The organism is Streptomyces sp. NPDC033216 (assembly GCF_055577115.1).
In genome coordinates, this window is the sequence record NZ_JBVIQK010000037.1 from 37,038 (window position 1) to 43,526 (window position 6,489).

The window sequence follows — 6,489 nt, forward strand, 5'->3', positions numbered from 1 at the left end:
CTCCCCCCCCCTCCTCCCCCCCCCCCCCCCCCCCCCCCCCCCCCCCCCCCCCCCCCCCCCCCCCCCCCCCCCCCCCCCCCGCAACAGCCTCAGGCCTCGGGGGCGGACAGTGCCGGCTCGGACGTGACCCGCTCCGCGTGCTTGGGCGCGGTGGCCATCGCGCGCAACGCCTCAAAGGCGGCCGCCGTCGGGCTGGCCGGCTCCGCCTGGTACACCACGAGCTGCTGGTGCGGCGCGCCATTGACGGTGAAGGCAGCGAACGCGATGTGCAGGTCCCCCACCTGTGGATGCCTCAGGTGCTTGCCCTCCTGCGATTTGCTCTTGACCTCGTGCAGTTGCCAGAGTTCCGCGAACTCCTCGCTCTGCGCCGAGAGTTCCTCGACCACCTCGGCGATGCGCGCCGAGTCCGGATCGAAGCCGTAGGCGGCCCTGATCTCGGCGACGCAGGAGTGGGCCGCGCGTTCCCACTCCTGGTAGAAGTCCCGGCCCGCCGGGTCGACGAAGACCATCCGGGCCAGGTTGTCGAACCGGTCGAAGCCGCCGTGCAGGGCTGTGGCCAGCGAGTTGCCGGCGAGGACATCGAGGGCGGGTCCGAGGACGAAGGCAGGCGTGTGCTGCCATCCCTCCATGAGCTGCAGCAGTTGACCGCTCACCTCGGCGTGGCCGTGGTCGCGCCGGCGCCGGGAGGCGGCGAGGCACAGTCGGTTGAGGTGGTCGGCGGCCTCCGCGTTCAGCTTCAGTGCCTGCGCCACCGCTTCGACGACCTGGGGAGAGGGGCTGCTCTCGCGGCCCTGCTCGAGCCGGATGTAGTAGTCGGAACTCACTCCGGCCAGGAGCGCCACTTCCTCTCTGCGCAGTCCGGGGACCCGGCGCCGCCCGTGCTCGGGCAGACCGACGTCATGCGGCTTGAGAGCCTCTCGACGGGCTCTGAGAAAATCGCCCAAAGGCGTCCCATTGCTCATGGGGAAAGGTTAGACCGAATGTGGCTGATTTCGAGTGCCGAACATGTAAGGTGCCACCTTGTCGCACAGTCATCACCAGGTGTAGCCGACCGTCTCACCTTCTGGTATTTCTCCTGTTCATAGGAGTGTCCGCTACCGTCTACCGGGGCCTGCTTCCGCTGGGAACGAGGGTGGGACGGCTCGCGGCCCGGCTTCCACGCATCGGCTCGATCTGCCCCGCCGTCCACGGTTGTCTCACGTGATCCTGGGAGTGACGCACCCACGTTCAGCGCGCCTTTTCAAGCCTGATTCCCTCTAGCCTCAATGACATGAACAAGGACAAGCACCCTGACACGGTGGAAGGGCTGGGCCGGTTTCTCCGCTCCCGACGGGAGCTCCTCAGCCCCGCGGCCGCAGGACTGCCCAGTACCGGACGCCGACGGGTGCCGGGTCTGCGGCGCGACGAGGTCGCGGCCCTGGCCGGCGTCAGCGCCAGCTACTACATGCGGCTGGAGCAGGGGCGCGAACTCAACCCCTCGCGCAGGGTCCTGGAAGCGGTGGCCCGCGTGCTGCAACTGAGCGACGAGGACCGGCTGCGGCTCTTCCGCACGGCACAGCCCACCACACGCCGCATGAAGTCTCCGTTCCGTGTCGAGCACGCCAGCCCTCCGCTGCGCCAGCTGATCGAGAGCTGGACCAGGACACCCGCCTTCATCATCGGCCACGCCCAGGACATTCTGGCGGCCAACGACCTCGCGCAGGCCCTGTACTCCGACTTCGCCCAGCGGGACAACGTCCTGCGCATGTTGTTCCTCGATCCCGCGGCCAAGGCCTTCTACCGCAATCCGCAGCGTGCCAAGCACCGAGCCGTGGCCGACCTGCAGCAGACGGCCACCGAGACGCCGGACGATCCGCGCATCCTCGAACTCGTCGGCGAACTGTCCGTGCGCAGCGGCGAGTTCCGCTCCCTCTGGGCACGGGAGTACTCACGGGTCCCCCCTTACGAGATCAAGCAGATGCACCACTCCGCCATCGGCGACCTGGAACTGCGTCACGAAGCACTGAACATCCGCAGCGCGCCCGGACAGCAACTCATCGTCCTGCAAGCTGAACCAGGCTCCGCGTCGGCCGATGCGCTGTCCCTGCTCGGTTCCATCAGCGCACCGACGCTTCCGAGCAGGCAGGAGCCGGGTATCGACATCTGATACAGGGCGTTCCGCGCACCGCCGGCCCCAAGAGGGCCGGCGGTGCGCTGCTGCGTTCCTTTTCCAGGCGGTCCTGGACTGCTTTTCCCGGGAGTGCTTATCCCAGGTAAATCGTGGCCTGCCTATCGGAATGCGCAGCGGCCATTCTTTTCTCAGGTCTTCCCGAGCACCCGGCAATCGGATCCTTGGCAGAGCTGAAGGAGAGAGATCATGGAAGGCAGGCAAGACGCGCCGGTCTGGCTGGTGACGGGTTGCTCGACCGGTTCGGCCGGAGCATCGCAGCGCACCTGCTCGACGAGGGTTTCCGTGTGGTGGTCACCGCCCGCAGGACCGAGCAGACCAAGGATCTCGGTGCCCGCGACAACGCGTTCGCCGTGACCCTGGCCATGGTGCGAAGAACGTCATCGAGGCGGCCAGCGGGCCGATCCCGCACTCGGGCGCCCACCTCGACGACGGGCGGCCGGCCCGACCCAACCCACAGGTCGAGGACCCCGTGTTCCAAGGCCGGCTGCGCGAGGTCACCTCGCGTCTCGTCGCCGACTCACTGTGAAGCCCTAGCGGGGCATCAGGACCCACCCCGGCCCCTGTGGACCGTCGCCTGTTCCGTTCATAGGAACGCAACACCCAGGAAAGTTCCGCCCTTCATGGGGAACAGCCGGGCGGGCACACTCGAGTTCGTAAGGAAATCCTCCCGCAATTTCGCGGGCATTCAGCAAGGAAAGAGGAACACCTCATGGCTACGTGGTTTGTGACCGGAGCTTCCCGCGGTATCGGCGCGGAGATCGCACGGGCCGCACTCAAGGACGGCAACAACGTCGTGGTCGCCGTCCGCAACCCCGAACGCGTGCCCGAGGACCTCAAGGCCTCCGCCACCGTCCACCCCGTCACCCTCGACGTCACCGACAACACCAGCATCCCCCGCGCCGTACGGGCCGCCGTGGAACGCTTCGGACGCATCGACGTCCTGGTCAACAACGCCGGCCGCGGCCTGCTCGGCGCCCTCGAAGAGATCACCGACGCCGAGGCCCGCTCCCTGTTCGACCTCAACGTCTTCGGCCTGATCAACGTCACCCGCGCCGTCCTGCCTCACATGCGCGCACAGGGCTCCGGCAAGCTCGTCCACATCGGCTCCCGCTCCGGCTTCGAAGGCGAACCCGGCGTCAGCATCTACTCCGCCTCCAAGTTCGCCGTCGCCGGCATCAGCGAAGCCCTCTCCGCGGAACTCGCCCCCTTCAACATCCAGTCCATGGTCGTCGAACCCGGCGTTTTCCGCACCGACTTCCTCGACGCGAGCTCCCTCTCCGTCGCCGAGAACCGCATCTCCGACTACGACAACACGCCCGCCCACGTGACCCTGGACTGGATCGACCAGGCCAACCACGCCCAGCTCGGCGACCCCGTCAAGGGCGCCGCCCTCATCGTCGAGGTCACCGGAACCGAGAAGCTCCCCACCCACCTCTACCTCGGCCAGGACACCCTCGACCGCCTCGAAGTCAAGTATCAGCAGGTCCAGGACGACCTCAAGCCCTGGCGCGACAAGTCCGCCGCCACCGCCCACGACGACACCGCCTGAGGCGGTCGCCGGTGCGGAGGCGATGCCTCCATCAAGCCGCCCTGCCGGGTGTCCCCCTCCGTCCATCCCGCCGGGTTCCGTCCCCGAAGTGCCAACCAGATCCACTGAACTCGAAGAGGTAACCGTCATGTCCGCTGCTGTTCTCTCCGGTACCCCGCTGTCGGGCCGTGTCGCCGTCGTCTCCGGCGCGTCCAGCGGTATCGGCGCCGCCACCGCCGAGCGCCTCGCCGGCCTCGGTGCCACCGTCGTCGTCCTGGCCCGCCGCAAGGACAAGCTGGACCAGGTCGTCAAGACCATCGAAGCGGGCGGCGGCACCGCCCTCGCCCTTGCCGTCGACGTCACCGACCGCGTCGCGGTGCGGAGCGCCGCCGACCAGGTCGCGGCCGCCTACGGCCGCGCCGACCTCGTCTTCAACAACGCCGGCGTCCAGCTGATCTCCGGCATCGAGGAGCTCAAGGTCGACGACTGGCAGCGCCAGATCGACCTCAACATCACCGGCGTGATGAACGTCATCGCCGCCTTCCTCCCCCACCTCACCGACGCCGCGGCCCAGGGCAAGCCGGCCGACCTCATCAACACCTCCTCCATCGCGGCGACCCGCATCCTGGAGAAGTTCTCCGTCTACTCCGGCACCAAGGCCTACATCAGCCACCTGACCCGCCTCCTGCGCGTCGAACTCGGTCGAAAGATGGTCCGCGTCGCCACCATCGAACCCGGCATGGTCGACACCGAACTCCCCGACCACGTCACCGACCCCGACGCCTCTCAGCTCATGGCCGGTCTGATCCGCGACATCGACGTTCTCCAGAGCGCCGACATCGCGGAAACCGTCGCCTTCATGGCCGCCGTCCCCCCTCACGTCAACCTCACGGAGATCACCATCCTCCCCACGGCTCAGGCCGTCTGACCCCACCACGCTCCGCATGCGCGAAGGGCCGCCCCGTAAGGGCGGCCCTTCGCGCATGCGGGCAGTGCGGCTCAGCGCCCGGAGCCGGTCGCTTCGCGAGCCGCGACCACGGCCTCCCAGACATCGCGCGGCGGCCCCGCGGGGGGCTGCTGCCCGTCGGTGCGTCCCTTCAGCCAGCGCTTGACGTGCAGCCGGACGTCCTCGGAGCCGAACGCCTCGTCCGGCGTCCGCGCCATGTGGCGCAACCTGGGCCCAGGCACGCATGACCAGCGGGTCCTCCAGGGCGCAGGGAAACCTGGCCGCTTTCTGCTGTGTCTCCTCGTCCACGGGCGCCCCGGACAGCCGTCTCTCGTTGTCCCGGTCCGCCGCAACCTGCGGGTCGAACCAGGGCTTGAGGACGGTGCGCGCCCACTCGTCGTAGGACCGGGCGAACTGCCCGTGGCGGGTGGCGTTGTGCGCCGTCTCGGCCACCCGTGCGGCCGCCCACAGGGCAAGGGAGATCCCCTGGGTCAGAGTCGGGTTCGTGTGGACGAGGGCGTCGCCCACCCGGACCAGACCGGTGACGACGGGACCCGCCTCGTCGGCGGTGGGGCTCCACCGGTTGTCGAGGCCGGCCATGACATGCACCTCGCCCACCGGCTGCGGATCGTGGGACAGCCAGGCCGCGCTGGAGGGGAAGAGACGGGCCAGGTCGTCGAAGGTCCGCGGATCGCGCAGTGCCGGCAGTGCGGGGTCGCCGACCGGGCACACCAGAGCGATGCCCAGCAGGTTGTTGTCGGAGGGAAGGCGATGCCGGGGACGGGCTTCAGCCTGCTCGGTCGGGGCGGGGTGGGGCACCAGTAAAAGGTGCCGGAGCCGAAGAGCCGCCCACCCGATGTGTTCGGCCGCCGCGTCCTCGCTTCGCTGGGCGAGTTGTCCGCCCTCTTGGAGACCCAGGTGCGTACCGCGCGTCCGATGGGCGCGCCATCACGTACGTACTCGTCACCGATGCGCGGCTGGTCACGCCGGTGCGACCTTGATCGAGGCGGCCGCATCCGGGGTCGCCCGTCACTCGACACCCATCGGAGAATTCATGGCAGCCAAGGGCATCACGTACACCGGCCTCGACGCCCTGCTCACCCCTGAGAAGTCGGTGCTGCTGCTGATCGACCACCAGGGCGCCCAGTTCGCGGGCATGCGCAGCACGGATGCCACCCTGGTGGTCAACAACGTGACCGCGCTGGCGAAGGGCGCCAAGCTGTTCGACGTTCCCACCATCCTCACCACGGTGGTCGAGGACCGCGGCGGCCACATCATCCGCCAGCTCCAGGACGTCTTCCCGGAGCAGACGCCGATCGACCGTACGGCGATCAACACCTGGGAGGACCAGCGCGTCGTGGACGCCGTCGCGGCCACCGGGCGCAAGGACCTCATCATCGCCGGTCTGTGGACGGACATCTGCCTGGCCTGGCCCGCGATCCACGCCCTCGCCGACGGATACCGGGTCTTCGCCGTGACGGACGCCTCGGGTGCCACCACCACCGAAGCCCACGAGCGCGGCATCGAGCGCATGATCCAGGCCGGTGTCATACCGACCTGCTCCGGCACCGTCATCTCCGAGTGGCAGCGGGACTGGGCCCGCGAGGAGACCGTTCCCGGTATGACGGAGATCCTCCTGGAGCACGGCGGCAGCTTCGGCACCAGCCTCGCCTGGGAGCTCCAGCTCCTGGGGCAGAACAAGGGCTGAGTCCCTCCCCTCGTCCCACGGGGACGGCCGCGGGGGGGGAGGGGAAAAAGAAGGGGTGCTTGCCCCCCCTCCCTCCCCCCCCCAGACCGCCCCGGACCGAGCTTGACTTTTAGACCTCCCCGCCCCCCCTCCCCCCC

6 protein-coding genes are annotated in these 6,489 nt (G+C 69.0%); 4 read left to right on the forward strand and 2 right to left on the reverse strand.

Annotated elements, in window-relative coordinates:
- Nucleotides 1-89 precede the first annotated feature (89 nt).
- Nucleotides 90-962 (reverse strand): helix-turn-helix transcriptional regulator, encoded by an 873-nt coding sequence (locus tag ACZ5Y0_RS34720; protein WP_469132638.1) that lies wholly within the window; start codon nt 960-962, stop codon nt 90-92.
- 308 nt (nt 963-1,270) lie between these two features.
- Here ACZ5Y0_RS34720 and ACZ5Y0_RS34725 point away from each other — a divergent pair, with 308 nt between their 5' ends.
- The 3 genes from ACZ5Y0_RS34725 (at nt 1,271) to ACZ5Y0_RS34735 (ending at nt 4,626) form a co-directional block, all read left to right on the forward strand.
- Nucleotides 1,271-2,146, forward strand: coding sequence for a helix-turn-helix transcriptional regulator (locus ACZ5Y0_RS34725; RefSeq protein WP_469132639.1), 876 nt, complete (start codon nt 1,271-1,273; stop codon nt 2,144-2,146).
- A gap of 733 nt (nt 2,147-2,879) precedes the next feature.
- Complete coding sequence (locus ACZ5Y0_RS34730; protein ID WP_469132640.1) at nt 2,880-3,719, forward strand: SDR family NAD(P)-dependent oxidoreductase; 840 nt, start codon at nt 2,880-2,882, stop codon at nt 3,717-3,719.
- A gap of 127 nt (nt 3,720-3,846) precedes the next feature.
- Nucleotides 3,847-4,626, forward strand: coding sequence for an SDR family oxidoreductase (locus ACZ5Y0_RS34735; protein ID WP_469132641.1), 780 nt, complete (start codon nt 3,847-3,849; stop codon nt 4,624-4,626).
- A gap of 71 nt (nt 4,627-4,697) precedes the next feature.
- Here the strand turns inward: ACZ5Y0_RS34735 and ACZ5Y0_RS34740 are convergent, their stop codons facing one another.
- Nucleotides 4,698-4,862: a hypothetical protein gene (locus ACZ5Y0_RS34740; RefSeq protein WP_469132642.1), complete on the reverse strand. Its 165-nt coding sequence runs from the start codon at nt 4,860-4,862 to the stop codon at nt 4,698-4,700.
- A gap of 836 nt (nt 4,863-5,698) precedes the next feature.
- Between ACZ5Y0_RS34740 and ACZ5Y0_RS34745 the strand changes: the two genes are divergently transcribed.
- A complete protein-coding gene (locus ACZ5Y0_RS34745; protein WP_359980704.1) occupies nt 5,699-6,352 on the forward strand; it encodes a hydrolase in 654 nt (217 codons plus the stop codon).
- The last annotated feature ends 137 nt before the right edge of the window (nt 6,353-6,489 follow it).